The following is a 15,440-nucleotide window of genomic DNA, read 5'->3' as shown; positions in this document are numbered from 1 at the left end:
CGGACGCGGACTGGAGTTTTCGGCATGCGCTCCCCCGGAGCCGTGCTTGCGACTCTATTAGCGATCATGATGGCCTGACTCGCTTCCCGCGCGACTCTGCGCAAGTATTAGCCCCCATAAATCCCGGACCGGCTATTTCTGCCGGGACTTTTGCCGGCTGCGACAAAGGACGCAACTAAAGTTGAACAAAGTTTTCCAGCATATTTACTTGCCAAGAATGCCTGACTATCATTGTCCCAGAACTCGTCTAATCACCCCTCCGGGGTTCAAGGTAAGTAAAATGTCCCTGATCAATGAATACCGTGCCACCGAAGAGGCCATCAAGGAGCTTCAGGAACGCCTGAAGAATCTTTCCCAGGATGACAAGCTGCAGAAGGAACTGGAGTTCGAGGGCAAATTGCGCAAGCTGATGGGCGAATATCAAAAGTCCCTGCGCGACATCAACGCCCTGCTCGATCCGGAGGCCAAGCCCGCACGTGGCAGCCGCGGTGCCAAGCCCGCTCCGGCACCCACCAAGCGCGCCCGCAAAGTCAAGCAATACAAGAATCCCTATACCGGCGAAACCATCGAAACCAAGGGGGGCAATCACAAGACCCTGAAGGAGTGGAAAGCCCAGTATGGCGCCGACGTCGTCGAGGGCTGGGCCACTCTGCTCGATTGAGCGGAAATTGCCGGACAGTCAAAGAAACGCCGGTAGTGCCGGCGTTCCTTTATAGATCCAGATTCAGTCCAATACTTTACACGGCATAGCGCTCGCGCAACTGCCGTGCATATTCGCGCCAGGCCACGAGTATCGGTCGATGTGCGCTGTCGGCCTGTGCGAGCAGTTGTTCCAGCTGCACATTGAAATCCTCCAGTGTGTTGGGTGCTCCCCAGGCAGCATCACTCAGACGTCGCCGGCAGAATTCCCGCCAGCACTCCCCTTCGGTCGCCACCAAAGTTTCCGGAAAATTGCGCGCCCGATAGCGGAACAGCAACTCGGGGAGACGCTCATCATCGAATCCCCAGTTCAGCCTGCCCAGACTTTGTGGCTCGGCCCGGCGCACTTGCTCGCAAAGACGCCGGTCCCGCTCTCCGAAAAATCCGCCATACAACTGCTGTTCCGGGTCGTTGCTGACGGAAAATTCATCGCCCGCATAAATTTGCGGCAGTTTTTCCTGCCACTGCCCTTGCGCCGCACATAACAAGTCCACACGCCGTTGGCATTCTGCCATGTCCAGTTGCAGACGCCCGATATCCTCTTCCCGCAATACCGACAATGGCGCCAATACCGGACAACGGTTGATATGCACGAGTTTCAGGGGCACCGGCAATTCATTGTCCGTCAATTCTTCCCGACGGATATACAAACGCCGGTGCAGAACTTCCGCGTCGAGATCGAGCAGCGGCGAAGGGTCGGCCTGCAGGTCGCAGACGATCAGGGCATTGCGGTTGGACGGATGCCAGGCCAGCGGCAGGACCACTGCCAGGTAGCCACGCTCGGCGGCGAAGCGTCCGGAGACGTGCACCGTGGGCCGCAGCAGCCTGACCTGTTCCAGCACCCGCTGCTTGCTGCGCAACTGGTAGAGGTAGCCGTACAGCTTCGGCTGGCGCTCGCGCAGCAGCCGGGCCAGGGCGATGGTCGCGCGCACGTCGGCCAGGGCATCGTGGGCCTGGCCGTGATCGATGCCGTTGGCCGCGGTGAGCCGCTCCAGACGCAGGGTGACCCGCCCCTCCTCCTGCGGCCAGTGGATGCCCTCGGGGCGCAGGGCGTAGGCGGTGCGCAGCAGGTCGATCAGGTCCCAGCGGCTGTTGCCGCCCTGCCACTCGCGGGCATAGGGATCGAAGAAGTTGCGGTAGAGGGCGTGACGACTGATCTCATCGTCGAAGCGCAGGCTGTTGTAGCCTGCCGTGCAGGTGCCGGGGCGGGCCAGTTCGGCGTGCAGGCGGGTCACGAACTCGGCCTCGCACAGGCCCCGCTCGGCGAGCAGCTGCGGGGTGATGCCGGTGACCAGACAGGCGGCCGGATGCGGCAGGATGTCGTCGGCCGGCCGGCAGTAGAGGTTCAGCGGCGTGCCGATCTCGTTGAGCGCTTCGTCGGTGCGTATTCCCGCCACCTGCAGGGGACGGTCGCAGCGCGGATTGATACCGGTGGTTTCGTAGTCGTACCAGAAGATGCTGGAAGTCACTGGGAGGATTCCCGTCGATGGAGTGGCGCAAGTCTACCATTCGCCCCGGGCCGGCCCCGGGCGGTTGCCTGGCGGCCGGAGGCTGGCTAGCATCGGGCTTTCCCGACTACGGCAGACCGATGTCCGCGTCCCTCGCCAAGCCCTCTGCCGGCACCGCCCGGCAGCCGCTCCTGGACACCTGCCACCTGGTGGAAACGCCGGAGGGCATCGACCTCGTGCTGCATCCGGCCGGCCTGGTGCCGCGCGCCCTTGCCTTCGCCGTCGACCTGGCGGTCCGCGGGGCGATCCTGCTGCTGTCCTTCCTGGTCCTCGGCCAGTTCGGCGAACTGGGCCTGGGCCTGGCCAGCCTGCTCTTCTTCCTCGTCACCTGGTGGTACATGGTGCTCTTCGAGGTGCTCAACCAGGGCCGCTCGCCCGGCAAGCAACTGCTCGGCCTGCAGGTGGTGCACGACGACGGCACCCCGGTCGGCTGGGCCGCCTCGCTGACCCGCAACCTGCTGCGCGTGGTCGACCTGCTGCCGTTCGGCTATACCCTGGGAATTCTCAGCTGTCTCGCCCATCCGCTTTTCAAGCGCCTGGGCGACCTGGCCGCCGGCACCCTGGTGGTCTATGGGGAACGACCACAGCCGCATCCGTCCCTGCCCGAGATCGACGCACAACCGGTGCCCTTCGCCCTGCAGGCGGACGAGCGGCGCGCCCTGCTCGCCTTCGCCGAACGCCGGGCCAGGCTGTCGGTCGGCCGCCGCCAGGAACTGGCGGGCATTCTCGCCGGGCCGCTGCAGGTGCCGGAAGAGCAGGCCGAGGCCAGGCTCCTCGGTATCGCCCGCGAACTCATGGGGCCGCCATGAAGCAGAATGCGTTCGAACGACGCCACCTGGCCGAATGGCAGGACTTCGCCCGCCAGCTCGACGCCCTCGAACACGGCAGGGCAGGGGCGGACAGCCGCCACTTCCCCGCCACCTACCGGCGCCTGTGCCGTCAGTTGGCCCTGGCCGAGGAGCGCGGCTACGGCAGCCGGCTGGTCGAGCGACTGCAGCAACTGGCCCTGCGCGGCCACCGCCAGTTCTACCGCCACCGCAATCCGCTGGCCGCACGCTGCCTGGGCTTCCTGCTCGGCGGCTTCCCGCGCCTGGTGCGCGAGGAGTGGCGCCCGGTGCTGGCCGCCAGCCTGCTGTTCTATGGCAGCCTGCTCGCCATGGGACTGCTGGTCTACCTGTTTCCGGAACTGGTCTACAGCCTGCTCGCCCCCGAGCAGGTGGCGCAGATGGAGGCCATGTACGACCCCGACGCCAGCCGCCTCGGCCGCTTCGGCGAGCGCAGTTCCGCGGCCGACTGGATGATGTTCGGCTACTACGTCATGAACAACTTCGGCATCGCCTTCCAGACCTTCGCCAGCGGCCTGCTGTTCGGCCTCGGCAGCCTGTTCTTCCTGCTGATCAACGGCCTGTCCATCGGTGCGGTGGCCGGCCACCTGAGCGGCATCGGCTACACCGATACCTTCTGGCCCTTCGTGATCGGCCATGGCGCCTTCGAGCTGACCGCCATCGCCTTCGCCGGCGCCGCCGGCCTCAAGCTCGGCTGGGCGCTGTGCGCCCCCGGCCGGCTGCGGCGCGGCGAAGCCCTGCGCCAGGCCGCGGCACGCAGCGTGCGGCTGATCGCCGGGGTGCTGCTCCTGCTGCTGATCGCCGCCTTCATCGAGGCCTACTGGTCGTCCATGACCTTCACCGGGGCACCGCTCAAGTACGCGGTCGGCGTCCTGCTCTGGCTGCTGGTGGCCGCCTACTTCCTGCTCGCCGGACGCACGCGTCATGCGCCTGAGTGACAGCGTTGCGGTCCTCCATCCACGCAGCCCCTGGGAGGCCATGGACTTCGGCATGGCGCTGGCGCGGCGCCATGCCGGCCTGCTGATGCTCGCCTGGGCGATCCCGGCCTGGCCGCTGCTGGCCCTGCTCAGTCTGCTGCTCTGGGAAAGCCCCGGCCTGGCCCTGCTGATCTTCTGGTGGCTGAAGCCGCTCGGCGAGCGCCTGCCGCTGTTCATCCTCTCCCGCACCCTGTTCGGCGAGACGCCACGCCTGGGCGAAAGCCTGCGCGCCCTGCCCGGCCTGCTCCGCGCGGAATGGCTGGCCAGCCTGACCCAGCGCCGCTTCAATCCGACCCGCAGCTTCGACCTGCCGGTCCTGCTGCTCGAGGGACTCGCCGGCAAGGAGCTGTGGCAGCGCCGCGCCGTGCTCGCGGCATGCCGCGGCAAACGCGGTGCCGGCTGGCTGACCCTGGTCGGCCTGCACCTGGAATTGGCCCTCTGGCTCGGCCTGCTGGCCTTCCTTTATTTGCTGCTGCCGGCACAGGCGGGCGTCGAGTTCGACTGGCAGCAACTGCTGGAGGACACGCCGCCGGATCGGCTGTGGCTGGAGCACCTGACCAACGGGCTCTATGCCCTGGTGCTGATGATCTGGGAGCCACTGTATGTCGCCGGCGGCTTCGGCCTCTACCTGAATCGCCGCGTGCATCTCGAGGCCTGGGACCTCGAGGCGGCCTTCCAGCGCCTGCGCCGGCGTCTGGGCAGCGCAACCGGCATCCTGCTGCTCGCTACCGGCCTGGTGCTGGCGCAGCTTCCCGGCCCGGCCATGGCCGAGCCGCCGGCTTCGCAGGCATCCCAGACGCTGGGCCGCCAAGCCGCCCGTGCGGATATCCGGGCCATGCTCGGACAACCGCCCTTCAGTCGGCGCGAAGAAACCACCCGCTGGCGCTTCGGCGACCCGGCGCAGGTCTCGGACATCGAGTCCCTGCCAGCCGTGCCCGCCGATTTCGTCCAGCGGCTGGCCCAGGCGCTGGAGGTGCTCCTCTGGCTGGCCGTGGGTAGCGGAGCAATGCTGCTGGCCTGGCGCTACCGCGCCTGGCTGGCGGCCTTCGCCGGGCGCCGCACGCCAGCCGCCCGTCGCGCCCCGCCGCGGCCGCCCGGACACTCGGCCCCCCGGCCCGCCGCATCGCCGACGCTGCCCGCGGATATCGCCACACAGGCCGAACGGCTGTGGGCCGAAGACCCCGGACAGGCGCTCGCCCTGCTCTACCATGGCCTGCTGGAGCGCCTGCGCGAGGATTACCAGCTGCCGCTGAGCGAGGCCGATACCGAGGGCGAGATCCTGCGCCGGGTCCGCCGTCTGGAGCGGCCCGAGCTGCAGCATCTGGCCGAAACCCTGATCCGGCACTGGCAGAACTTCGCCTACGGCAGGCACCTGCCGCCGGCCGCTGTGAAGGACGAACTGCTGTCGGCCTGGCGAGCCCGGTTCGGCAGCGGGAGTCCAGCATGAACGGCCGGTATCGCCTCGCCCTGGCGACCACCGGGCTGGCCCTGGCATTGCTTGGAACCTGGCTGCTCGGCCAGTTGCATCCCTATCGGGAAATCGTCGAGCGCGGCCCGACACCGCAGGCGCGCGCCAATCCCTATCTGGCCGCCGAGCTGTTCCTCCGCCGCCAGGGCCTCGAGGTACGACACGCCAGCGGACTCGAGGCCCTGGCGACTCCCGCCGGACGCACCCAGACCCTGCTGCTGCTCGGCGATCGCGAGCACATGACCCCGCATCAGGCCGAACGGGTGCTCGACTGGACTGCCGCCGGCGGCCATCTGGTGTTCGTCGCCGAGCGCCTGTGGGACGAGAAGACCGGCCGCAGCGGCGACCTGCTGCTCGACGGGCTGGGCATCCAGCAGCACCTGAGCGCAGCCCTGGCCATCGGCGAGCCGCGGAACCGCGACCGGCGCCGGGACGGGCTGGCCCGCTTCTACCAGCAGAACGAGAAGACCCCGGCCTATCTGGCCTTCGACAACGCCTTCCACCTCTACGACAGTCGTCACCGCGCCTATGCCTGGGCCAACAGCGGCGAAGCCACCCATCTGCTGCAGGTGCACCACGGACAGGGAAACGCCACGGTGCTGACCGACGCCTGGATCTGGGAAAACGCGGAAATCGGCGACCACGACCACGCCTGGCTGCTCTGGTATCTGAGCCGGGACAGTCGAGTCACCCTGGTCTACCGGGTCGCCGGCGACGGTCTGGCGACCTTGCTGCTGCGCCATTTCCCCGCCGCCCTGCTGGCGCTGGCCCTGCTGGCCGGCGGCCTGCTCTGGCGCGCCGGCCTGCGCCAGGGCCCGCCGTTGCCGGCTGCCGGCCCGGCGCGCCGGCAACTGGAGGAACACCTGCGCGCCGGCGCCGACTTCCTGCACCGCCGCTGCGGCCAGGCCGGCCTGCTGCAGGGCCTGCAGCAGGATATCCAGCGCTGCGCCGGTCGGCGCGCACCGCACTTCGCCGACCTGTCCGAGGATGCGCAGTGGCAGTTGCTGGCCCGGCTTGCCCGGCTGCCGGCCGGCCACGTCGCCCGGCTCATGCGACCGCCGGACAAGGCGCTGCCTGCCGCCGACTTCACCCGCCAGGTCGCCGACCTGCAACGACTCAGGAACGCGCTATGAACGATGCAAGCTCTCCTCCGCCGCTTTCCCGCCAGCAGGCCGGCCAGTTGCTCCAGGCCTTGCGCACGGAGATGTGCAAGGCGGTGATCGGCCAGCAGGCGGCCATCGACGATATCCTGACCGCACTGATCGCCAACGGCCACGTTCTCGTCGAAGGTGTCCCGGGGCTCGGCAAGACCTTGCTGGTGCGGGCCCTGGCCCGCTGTTTCGGCGGCGACTTCGGGCGCATCCAGTTCACCCCCGACCTGATGCCCAGCGACGTCACCGGGCATGCGGTGTACGACCTGGCCAGCGAGCAGTTCAAGCTGCGCAAGGGACCGGTGTTCACCCACCTGCTGCTCGCCGACGAGATCAACCGCGCCCCGGCCAAGACCCAGGCAGCCCTGCTGGAGGTCATGCAGGAGCGCCAGGTGACCCTGGAAGGCTGCGCCCTGCCGGTGCCGCAGCCGTTCCTGGTGCTGGCCACGCAGAATCCGATCGAGCAGGAGGGCACCTATCCGCTGCCTGAGGCCGAACTGGACCGCTTCATGCTCAAGCTGCGCATGGACTACCCGGAAGCCGCCGACGAGATGGCCCTGGTCCGCCAGGTCGCCCGCTCGACCCGCGCCGACATGCTCGAGGTCGCCGTGCTGCGGCCCCTGCTGCAGGCCGCCGATGTGCTGGCGCTGCAGCAGCTGGCCAGCGACTTGCCGCTCGACGAGCAGGTGCTCGACTACGCCGTGCGCCTGGTGCGCCGCACCCGCGACTGGTCCGGCCTGACCCTGGGCGCCGGGCCGCGCGCCTCGATCGATCTGGTGCGCTGCGGCCGGGCCCGGGCCCTGCTGCGCGGCGGCGACTTCGTGACCCCGGACGACATCAAGGGCTGCGCCCTGGCCGTGTTGCGCCACCGCGTGTGCCTGGCGCCGGAGCTGGACATCGAGGGCCTGTCGGTGGACCGGGTGCTCGAGCAACTGCTCGAGCAGGTCGCGGCGCCGCGGCCATGAAGCCCGCACGCCGGCTCCTCGCCCTGCTCGGCGTCCTGTTCCTCGCCGCCCTGCCGCCCGGCGTCCAGTCGGCCCTGCACGGTGAAGGATCGCCGGCCTTCACGGCGCTCTGGTGGGGACTGCTGCTCGCCCTGCTGCTACTCGCCGCTCTCGATGCCGTCTGGCTGCATTGGCGCCCCTCGCCCCGCCTGAGCCGCCAGTTGCCGGGCCATCTGCCGCAGGGGCGCTGGAGCGAGGTGCGCCTGCGCCTGGAGCACGACTACCGGAGGGCCCTGCCCGTGGAGCTCTTCGACTACCTGCCAGCCGGCATGAACGGCGAGCCGCTGCCGCTGCGCCTGCAGCTGCATCCTGGCGAAGACGCCGAATGCGGCTACCGGCTCCGCCCCCTCGAGCGCGGACACTTTTGCTTCCTGCACTGCGAAGTCACCCTGCCCAGCCCGCTCGGCTTGTGGCAGGGACGGCGCCGGCTGGAGCTGCCCGGCGAAACCCGCGTCTATCCGGACTTTAGCCGCCTCTACCGGGCCCGGCTGATGGCGGTGGACACCTGGCTCGGCCGCCTCGGCGTCCGCCAGCTGCCGCGCCGTGGCCTCGGCCAGTCCTTCCACCAGCTGCGCGAGTTCCGCGACGGCGACACCCTGCGGCAGATCGACTGGAAGGCGACGGCACGCAAGCACACCCCCATCGTTCGCGAGTACCGCGACGAGCGCGACCAGCAGATCCTCTTCCTGCTCGACTGCGGCCGGCACATGCGCAGCCGGGACGGCGAACTCGCCCACTTCGACCATGCCCTGGACGCCTGCCTGCTGCTCGCCTACGTGGCGCTGCGCCAGGGCGACGCGGTGGGGCTGGCGACCCTCGCCGGCGAGCAGGACCGCTACCTGGCTCCGGCCAAGGGCGATGCCCAGCTGCATGCGCTGCTCAATGCCGTCCACGACCTGCAGACCACCCGGCGCCCCGCGGACTTCGTCGCCGCGGCAAACCTGCTGCTGCAGCGCCAGCGCCGCCGCGCCCTGGTGGTGATCCTCAGCAACCTGCGCGACGAGGACGACGGCGAACTGCCGGCGGCGATTCGCCGCCTGGCCCGTCGTCATCGGGTACTGGTCGCCAGCCTGCGCGAGGAGGTACTCGACCGGCTGAGCCATGCGCCGGTGGAAAGCCATGCGGACGCCCTGGCCTACTGCGGCACGATCGACTATCTGAACGCCCGCGCCGGTCTGCACCAGCGCCTGGCGGCGGCGGGCATCCCGCTGCTCGATGCACGTCCCGCCGAGCTGGGCCCCGAGCTGGTCGCCCGCTATCTGGCCTGGAAGCGGGCCGGGGTGCTCTAAGCCGACGCGGCGTTGGGATGGAAGGTGAAGTACTGGCGCAGGACCTCGACCAGCTCGAGATATTCGACGGGCGGGTCGGCCAGTTCGAAGCCCGAGTCGAAGCTGCCCGGTGTCACGTCCTCGCGGGTCCAGCGACAGGTGGCGGAAAAGTCGATGTATTGCTGCAGGCCATCGCGCCCCGGGATCTTCAAGCGCATGTCGAACTCGGCGAGCACCAGCATCGGCCACGGGCTGATCAGCATCAGACCTTCCCGTGAAATGTTGCCGATGTAACCCATGGGCTTGTCGGTGACCCGATTGAACACCTTGAGATAGTAAGGCAGTTGGTGACGTTCGATGCGGCGCTGGATAGGCATGATGTGTAACAACCGCTATTCCGGATTTTGAGTATGACCCCAAGGTCGGTTAGGAACCAGTGTCCCAATTATCAGACCAGCCGTTTCGCTTTTATGCTCCCGGCACGGAACATCCCGGTTGAGTTAGTCTGTTACCGAGCGGACATCCCGGCCGCCGCCCGGGTACGCTGCGGTATCCAAGAGCCAAGGAGACAAAGATGAACCTGCGCCAGTTGCTCGTCGTGATCGATCCTGCCGAGGAGGCCCAGCCGGCCCTGGAGCGGGCAGCCTGGCTGGCCCGCCATACCGGTGCGGCTCTGGAGCTGCTAGCCTGCGAGTTCGAACAGGCCCTCGACGGCAGCCTGCTTTTCGACGACCGGCAGAGCGAGCAGGCGCGCAGCGCATTGCTCGCCCACCGCCGGGCACGGCTCGAGGAGCTGGCTGCACCGTTGCGCGCCGACGGCCTGCAGGTTCAGATCGAGGCACGCTGGGGCAGACCGTTGCACCGGATGATCCTGATCCGCGTCGAGGAGCTCAAGCCGGACCTGGTGCTCAAGGCCGCCACCCGCAGCCACGGTCTGCTCCAGCGCCTGTTGCTGGGCAACACCTGCTGGCAGCTGCTGCGCCACTGTCCGGCGCCGCTCTGGCTGGCCCATCACGGCCACTGGCAGGGCCGGCGCCTGTGCGCCGCCCTCGATCCGCTGCACAGCGCCGACAAGCCGGCCCATCTCGACCATCGGCTGATCGCCACCGCACGCGGGCTGGCCGAGCGCCTGCAGATGGACGCCCATTACCTGCACTGCCATGCGCCGCTGCCGCGCAGCCTGGTCTTCGACGCCGAGCTGGTCGCCACCTACGATGCCTATGTCGAGCGAGGCAGCCGCCAGCACCGCCAAGCCTTCGAGCAACTGCTTGCGCCCTATGCGATTCCTGCCAGCCACCGTCATCTGGAACAGGGCTATCCGGAAGAGGTGATCCCCCGCTTCGTGCGCGACCGGCAGGTCGATCTGCTGCTGATGGGCGCCGTCGCCCGCGGCCATCTGGACAACGCGCTGATCGGCAATACCGCCGAGCGGATACTGGAGGCGCTGGAGTGCGACCTCCTGGTGCTCAGGCCACAAGCCCGGGGAAAGTAGTGCGGCATGACAATGACTAAAGCCCTCCGGCGTAGTAGCCTCGCAGGCCGCGTCCCATAAGGAGTTCCGCATGACGTTTCGCCGCACCAAAATCGTCGCCACCCTCGGCCCGGCCACCAGCTCGCCCGAACGTCTCGAGCAGCTGATCCTCGCCGGGCTCGATGTCGCCCGTCTCAACTTCTCCCACGGCAGTGCGGACGAACACCGCGCCCGTGCCCATCTGGTCCGCGAACTGGCCGCCAAGCACGGTCGCTTCGTCGCCCTGCTCGGCGATCTGCAGGGGCCGAAGATCCGCATTGCCAAATTCGTCGACAAGCGCATCGAACTGGCCATTGGCGACCACTTCCGCTTCTCCGTCACCCATCCACGCGAGGCCGGCACCCAGGAGGTGGTCGGCATCGACTACCCGGACCTGGTGAAGGATTGCAACGTCGGCGACGAACTGCTGCTCGACGATGGCCGGGTGGTCATGCAGGTCCTCGAGAAGACTGCCGACGAGCTGCACTGCACGGTGTTGATCGGCGGCCCGCTGTCCGACCACAAGGGCATCAACCGGCGCGGTGGCGGCCTCACCGCGCCGGCCCTGACCGCCAAGGACAAGCAGGACATCAAGCTGGCCGCGGAACTGGACCTGGACTACCTGGCGGTTTCCTTCCCCCGTGACGCTGCCGACATGGAACTTGCCAGGCGCCTGCGCGACGAGGCCGGCGGCAAGGCCTGGCTGGTGGCCAAGATCGAGCGCGCCGAGGCCGTGGCCGACGACGCGGCCCTCGACGGCCTGATCCGCGCCAGCGATGCGGTGATGGTGGCGCGCGGCGACCTCGGTGTGGAAATCGGCGACGCCGAGCTGGTCGGCATCCAGAAGAAGATCATTCTCCATGCCCGCCGCTACAACAAGGCGGTGATCACCGCGACGCAGATGATGGAGTCGATGATCCACAGCCCGATGCCGACCCGTGCGGAAGTCTCGGACGTGGCCAATGCGGTGCTCGACAACACCGACGCGGTGATGCTCTCGGCGGAAAGCGCCGCCGGCGAATATCCGGTGGAAGCGGTGCAGGCCATGGCGCGCGTCTGCCTCGGCGCCGAACGCCATCCGACCAGCACCCGCTCCAGCCATCGTCTCGGCCAGACCTTCGAGCGCTGCGACGAGAGCATCGCCCTGGCGGCCATGTACACCGCCAACCACTTCCCCGGCGTGAAGGCGATCATCAGCCTCACCGAAAGCGGTTATACGCCGCTGATCATGTCGCGCATCCGCTCTTCGGTGCCGATCTTCGCCTTCTCGCCGCACCGCGAGACCCAGGCGCGCGTGGCTCTGTTCCGCGGCGTCTACACGGTGCCCTTCGATCCGGCGGCCGTGGCCCCGGAAAAGCTCAGCCAGGCGGCGGTGGACGAGTTGCTCAAGCGTGGCGTGGTCGAGCCGGGCGACTGGGTGATTCTCACCAAGGGCGACAGCTACAACACCATTGGCGGGACCAACGGCATGAAGATCCTCCACGTGGGCGAGCCACTGGTCTGAGCCGAATGGCCGCCCAGGGCAAGCCGTGTGAGAACATGGCGAGCGAAGGCCAGGCACAGCGAAGTAACAGCCGGAAGCTGGCCCGCAGGGCGGGCGCTGCGAGTCAATCCAGCGAAGAAGCGCAGTTCACATGCTGTAAACGCGCACTCCGAGACGCCGCGTCCCGGCCTGATTGCAACGCCGCATGACCAAGCCCGAGCGCCGCAGCTTTCACACAGCCTGACGGGCGGCCATCTTTCCTTCAGGAGGAAGCCGAGCGACGATCGGTATGGGCGTCGCTGGGCTCCCAGCTTGCCTCGCAGCGGTTCCGGCCGTTGTGCTTGGCCCGGTAGAGGGCCTGATCGGCCCGCTGCAGGGCGAGGTCCAGGTTGTCGCCACGCTGCAGGCGAGTCATGCCGATCGACAGACTGAGCCCCCCCAGCGACAGCCCCAGAGGCTCGGCGGCGGCGAAAGCCTCGCGCAGCCGCTCGCAGCAGACCGAAATCTGGTCCAGATTCACATTGGGCAGCAGCAGCACGAACTCCTCGCCACCATAGCGGGCCAGCACGTCGCCCTCGCGCAGGCAGGCCTGCGCCAGCGTCGCGAAGGTCTGCAGGACCCGGTCCCCGGCCGCATGTCCGTAGCGGTCGTTGATGCGCTTGAAATGGTCCAGATCGATCAGGGCCAGGCCATACTGGGCGTGGGCCGGCAGATGGAGCAGCTCGCGCTCCGCCAGGCGCAGGAAATGCCGCCGATTGCAGAGCCCGGTCAACTCGTCGGTAGAAGCCTGGTCCTCCAGCTGGCGCATCATGCCGCGCAGGGTGTTCTGGTGCGCTACCAGGGCATGGCGACGCTGGCGCATGCGCTGGCGCATCGCATTGATGTAGCGGCCGAACAGGCAGAGCCAGAAGAGCAAGACGAACAGGGTTGCCAGTTGCAGGAAAGGCGGTTCGACATAGGCCTGCGGCCGGAAGAAAGCGTCCCGCCATTCGAGCGCGACGAAGCCGACGAAGGCGAAGACCGCACACCGCACGAAGGCACGCGGACGCAGCTGGAAGAGACCGAACAGCAGGATCGGCACATAGAATGCCATCAGGGTACCGCGGGCCTCGTCGTCCAGACAGCCAAGCAGCACTGTCTGCCAGAACAGGGCGACCAGCACCTGCGCCTCGATCATTCCGGGATCCTGGAAGCGCAGGCTGCGTCCGCTGCGCAGCAGCAGGAAGAACACCAGTTGGCTGAATACTAGGGGAATGCCGCCGAGCAGCAGCGTGGCGGGCGGAACCCGGACATGCCCGGTCGCCATCGCCAGTGCCAGCAACAGCAGTGCCAGGGCGTAGGTTCCCAGTGCCATGGCGAACCTGTGCAGCAGCAGACGCTGCAAGGCCTGCGGCTCCAGCCGCATAGTGGAAGTGTTCATGGGGTCCATCCCGTGACAACGCCAATGGGACACTCTACCGACTGTCCAAGCGCCTGCCTAGCCGTCATACGCCTTTGGCCCAAGCGGTTGCTCCCGGTCATCCCGGGCACGTTATACTGCGGCGATTTTCCGCACCGGACACGAGTTCGGCGCATCGAAGTTCCTGCCCAATAAGGAGCGCAGCATGACCGTGATCAAGCAAGATGATCTGATTCAAAGCGTCGCCGACGCCCTGCAGTTCATCTCCTACTACCACCCCGTCGACTTCATCCAGGCCATGCACGAGGCCTACCTGCGCGAAGAGTCGCCGGCTGCCCGCGACTCCATTGCCCAGATTCTGATCAACTCGCGCATGTGCGCCACCGGTCATCGCCCGATCTGCCAGGACACCGGCATCGTCACCGTGTTCGTCAGGGTCGGCATGGACGTCCGCTGGGATGGCGCCACCATGAGTGTAGACGACATGATCAACGAGGGCGTACGCCGCGCCTACAACCTGCCGGAAAACGTCCTGCGCGCCTCGATCCTGGCCGATCCGGCCGGTAGCCGCAAGAACACCAAGGACAACACCCCGGCGGTTATCCACTACTCCATCGTCCCCGGCGACAAGGTGGAAGTGGACGTCGCTGCCAAGGGCGGCGGCTCCGAGAACAAGTCGAAGATGGGCATGCTCAACCCCTCCGACTCCATCGTCGACTGGGTCCTGAAAACCGTGCCGGAAATGGGTGCCGGCTGGTGCCCGCCGGGCATGCTCGGCATCGGCATCGGCGGTACCGCCGAGAAGGCCGCCCTGCTCGCCAAGGAGTCGCTGATGGACGAGATCGACATCCATGAGCTGAAGGCCCGCGGCCCGCAGAACCGCATCGAGGAACTGCGCCTCGAGCTGTTCGAGAAGGTCAACCAGCTGGGTATCGGCGCCCAGGGCCTGGGCGGCCTGACCACCGTGCTCGACGTGAAGATCAAGGACTACCCGACCCACGCCGCCTCCCTGCCGGTGTGCATGATCCCCAACTGCGCCGCTACCCGTCATGCCCACTTCGTGCTCGACGGCTCCGGCCCGGCCAGCCTGGAAGCCCCGAGCCTGGACGCCTACCCGGAAATCGTCTGGGAAGCCGGTCCGAGCGCTCGCCGTGTGAACCTCGACACCGTCACCCCGGAAGAAGTGCAGAGCTGGAAGCCGGGCGAGACCCTGCTGCTCAACGGCAAGATGCTGACCGGCCGCGATGCCGCCCACAAGCGCATGGTCGACATGCTGAACGCCGGTGAACAGCTGCCGGTGGACCTGAAAGGCCGCTTCATCTACTACGTCGGCCCGGTCGATCCGGTCCGTGACGAAGTGGTTGGCCCGGCCGGCCCGACCACCGCGACCCGCATGGACAAGTTCACCCGTCAGATCCTGGAAAGCACCGGCCTGCTGGGCATGATCGGCAAGTCCGAGCGCGGCCCGATCGCCATCGAGGCGATCAAGGACAACAAGGCCGTGTACCTGATGGCCGTCGGCGGCGCCGCCTACCTGGTCGCCCAGGCGATCAAGGCGTCCAAGACCATCGCCTTCCCGGAACTGGGCATGGAAGCGATCTACGAGTTCGAGGTCAAGGACATGCCGGTCACCGTGGCCGTCGACGCCAAGGGCGAGTCGGTGCACATCACCGGCCCGCAGATCTGGAAGCAGAAGATCGCCGAAAGCCTGGTGCAACTGAAGTAAGCCCCTGCTGCAACGCCCGTCGTATCGCGGTGGGCGCCTCGCCGAACGTCCGCTGCGCTGGAGGCTCTCAATGGTAGAAGCCTCCGGCCTGCTTATCCCCCGGCCGGCTGGCACGCCGGGAGGGTTGTCGCAGTGGACTGGCTCGATCTCATCCAATGGCCAGCGATGGTTGCCACCGTGGTGGCAGCCTGGCTGATCGGCTCGCTGAATCTGCGCAGGCGCACCATCGGTTTCTGGTGCTTCCTGCTCAGCAATGCCCTGTGGGTCCTCTGGGGTTGGCATGCCCATGCCTGGGCCTTGATCGTCCTGCAACTGTGCCTGGCGCTGATGAACGTCCGTGGTCTGCGCAAGAACGATCCGCACAGGGCCGAGAGCCCCCGCTGAAGGGGCAGACGTCCGGCG

The 15,440-nt window shown here is 67.6% G+C and carries 14 protein-coding genes; 11 read left to right on the top strand and 3 right to left on the bottom strand.

Going from position 1 to position 15,440, the window contains the following annotated elements; translation table 11 throughout:
- Nucleotides 1-280: 280 nt before the first annotated feature.
- A complete protein-coding gene (gene mvaT / locus GCU53_RS19160) occupies nucleotides 281-661 on the top strand; it encodes a histone-like nucleoid-structuring protein MvaT (RefSeq protein WP_152389020.1) in 381 nt (126 codons plus the stop codon).
- 76 nt (nucleotides 662-737) lie between these two features.
- Here mvaT and sbcB read toward each other — a convergent pair whose 3' ends face one another.
- Nucleotides 738-2,168, bottom strand: a complete 1,431-nt coding sequence (sbcB, locus tag GCU53_RS19155; protein WP_152389019.1) for an exodeoxyribonuclease I — start codon at nucleotides 2,166-2,168, stop codon at nucleotides 738-740.
- A 119-nt stretch (nucleotides 2,169-2,287) separates the two neighbouring features.
- Between sbcB and GCU53_RS19150 the strand changes: the two genes are divergently transcribed.
- Genes GCU53_RS19150 through GCU53_RS19125 form a run of 6 tightly spaced genes read left to right on the top strand, consistent with a single transcriptional unit; the run spans nucleotide 2,288 to nucleotide 8,941 of the window.
- On the top strand, nucleotides 2,288-3,016 hold the full coding sequence (locus GCU53_RS19150) for an RDD family protein (RefSeq protein WP_152389018.1): 729 nt from the start codon (nucleotides 2,288-2,290) through the stop codon (nucleotides 3,014-3,016).
- Nucleotides 3,013-3,990: a stage II sporulation protein M gene (locus GCU53_RS19145; RefSeq protein ID WP_152389017.1), complete on the top strand. Its 978-nt coding sequence runs from the start codon at nucleotides 3,013-3,015 to the stop codon at nucleotides 3,988-3,990. Before GCU53_RS19150 ends, GCU53_RS19145 begins: the two co-directional genes overlap by 4 nt.
- The gene (locus GCU53_RS19140; protein WP_208845324.1) at nucleotides 3,977-5,476 is read left to right on the top strand and encodes a DUF4129 domain-containing protein; all 1,500 of its coding nucleotides are present in this window, start codon (nucleotides 3,977-3,979) and stop codon (nucleotides 5,474-5,476) included. The genes GCU53_RS19145 and GCU53_RS19140 overlap by 14 nt, the downstream gene beginning before the upstream one ends.
- Nucleotides 5,473-6,630, top strand: coding sequence for a DUF4350 domain-containing protein (locus tag GCU53_RS19135; protein WP_152389016.1), 1,158 nt, complete (start codon nucleotides 5,473-5,475; stop codon nucleotides 6,628-6,630). The genes GCU53_RS19140 and GCU53_RS19135 overlap by 4 nt, the downstream gene beginning before the upstream one ends.
- Nucleotides 6,627-7,613, top strand: coding sequence for an AAA family ATPase (locus GCU53_RS19130; protein WP_152389015.1), 987 nt, complete (start codon nucleotides 6,627-6,629; stop codon nucleotides 7,611-7,613). Before GCU53_RS19135 ends, GCU53_RS19130 begins: the two co-directional genes overlap by 4 nt.
- Nucleotides 7,610-8,941, top strand: a complete 1,332-nt coding sequence (locus tag GCU53_RS19125; RefSeq protein WP_152389014.1) for a DUF58 domain-containing protein — start codon at nucleotides 7,610-7,612, stop codon at nucleotides 8,939-8,941. Before GCU53_RS19130 ends, GCU53_RS19125 begins: the two co-directional genes overlap by 4 nt.
- Here the strand turns inward: GCU53_RS19125 and GCU53_RS19120 are convergent.
- The gene (locus GCU53_RS19120; RefSeq protein ID WP_152389013.1) at nucleotides 8,938-9,297 is read right to left on the bottom strand and encodes a PilZ domain-containing protein; all 360 of its coding nucleotides are present in this window, start codon (nucleotides 9,295-9,297) and stop codon (nucleotides 8,938-8,940) included. The genes GCU53_RS19125 and GCU53_RS19120 overlap by 4 nt on opposite strands.
- Nucleotides 9,298-9,494: 197 nt before the next feature.
- Between GCU53_RS19120 and GCU53_RS19115 the strand changes: the two genes are divergently transcribed.
- Complete coding sequence (locus GCU53_RS19115; RefSeq protein WP_152389012.1) at nucleotides 9,495-10,412, top strand: universal stress protein; 918 nt, start codon at nucleotides 9,495-9,497, stop codon at nucleotides 10,410-10,412.
- Between the two features lie 70 nt (nucleotides 10,413-10,482).
- The gene (gene pyk / locus GCU53_RS19110; protein ID WP_152389011.1) at nucleotides 10,483-11,934 is read left to right on the top strand and encodes a pyruvate kinase; all 1,452 of its coding nucleotides are present in this window, start codon (nucleotides 10,483-10,485) and stop codon (nucleotides 11,932-11,934) included.
- 241 nt (nucleotides 11,935-12,175) lie between these two features.
- On the opposite strand, the gene GCU53_RS19105 is transcribed toward pyk, so the two are convergent.
- Nucleotides 12,176-13,333, bottom strand: a complete 1,158-nt coding sequence (locus GCU53_RS19105; RefSeq protein WP_152389010.1) for a GGDEF domain-containing protein — start codon at nucleotides 13,331-13,333, stop codon at nucleotides 12,176-12,178.
- Nucleotides 13,334-13,517: 184 nt separating this feature from the next.
- Between GCU53_RS19105 and GCU53_RS19100 the strand changes: the two genes are divergently transcribed.
- Both GCU53_RS19100 and GCU53_RS19095 read left to right on the top strand, forming a co-directional pair.
- Nucleotides 13,518-15,038 carry a fumarate hydratase gene (locus GCU53_RS19100; RefSeq protein WP_152389009.1) on the top strand — a complete coding sequence of 507 codons (1,521 nt, stop codon included), beginning with the start codon at nucleotides 13,518-13,520 and terminating at the stop codon, nucleotides 15,036-15,038.
- Nucleotides 15,039-15,170: 132 nt separating this feature from the next.
- Entirely contained in the window at nucleotides 15,171-15,422 is a 252-nt protein-coding gene (locus GCU53_RS19095; protein WP_152389008.1) for a hypothetical protein, read from the top strand.
- Nucleotides 15,423-15,440 lie beyond the last annotated feature (18 nt).

Origin of the sequence: Azotobacter salinestris (assembly GCF_009363155.1) — a bacterium.
Taxonomy (GTDB): domain Bacteria; phylum Pseudomonadota; class Gammaproteobacteria; order Pseudomonadales; family Pseudomonadaceae; genus Azotobacter; species Azotobacter salinestris.
The sequence above is the reverse complement of the archived record's forward strand: the minus strand, read 5'-3'. Positions and strand labels throughout refer to the sequence as shown.

Excerpts from the sequence above, each read along its gene's own strand:
- GCU53_RS19105 (WP_152389010.1), bottom strand. The coding sequence starts at position 13,333 with ATGAACACTTCCACTATGCGGCTGGAGCCGCAGGCCTTGCAGCGTCTG.
- GCU53_RS19130 (WP_152389015.1), top strand. The coding sequence starts at position 6,627 with ATGAACGATGCAAGCTCTCCTCCGCCGCTTTCCCGCCAGCAGGCCGGC.
- GCU53_RS19150 (WP_152389018.1), top strand. The coding sequence starts at position 2,288 with ATGTCCGCGTCCCTCGCCAAGCCCTCTGCCGGCACCGCCCGGCAGCCG.
- GCU53_RS19100 (WP_152389009.1), top strand. The coding sequence starts at position 13,518 with ATGACCGTGATCAAGCAAGATGATCTGATTCAAAGCGTCGCCGACGCC.
- GCU53_RS19120 (WP_152389013.1), bottom strand. The coding sequence starts at position 9,297 with ATGCCTATCCAGCGCCGCATCGAACGTCACCAACTGCCTTACTATCTC.
- GCU53_RS19145 (WP_152389017.1), top strand. The coding sequence starts at position 3,013 with ATGAAGCAGAATGCGTTCGAACGACGCCACCTGGCCGAATGGCAGGAC.
- GCU53_RS19140 (WP_208845324.1), top strand. The coding sequence starts at position 3,977 with ATGCGCCTGAGTGACAGCGTTGCGGTCCTCCATCCACGCAGCCCCTGG.
- pyk (WP_152389011.1), top strand. The coding sequence starts at position 10,483 with ATGACGTTTCGCCGCACCAAAATCGTCGCCACCCTCGGCCCGGCCACC.
- GCU53_RS19135 (WP_152389016.1), top strand. The coding sequence starts at position 5,473 with ATGAACGGCCGGTATCGCCTCGCCCTGGCGACCACCGGGCTGGCCCTG.
- GCU53_RS19125 (WP_152389014.1), top strand. The coding sequence starts at position 7,610 with ATGAAGCCCGCACGCCGGCTCCTCGCCCTGCTCGGCGTCCTGTTCCTC.
- mvaT (WP_152389020.1), top strand. The coding sequence starts at position 281 with ATGTCCCTGATCAATGAATACCGTGCCACCGAAGAGGCCATCAAGGAG.
- GCU53_RS19115 (WP_152389012.1), top strand. The coding sequence starts at position 9,495 with ATGAACCTGCGCCAGTTGCTCGTCGTGATCGATCCTGCCGAGGAGGCC.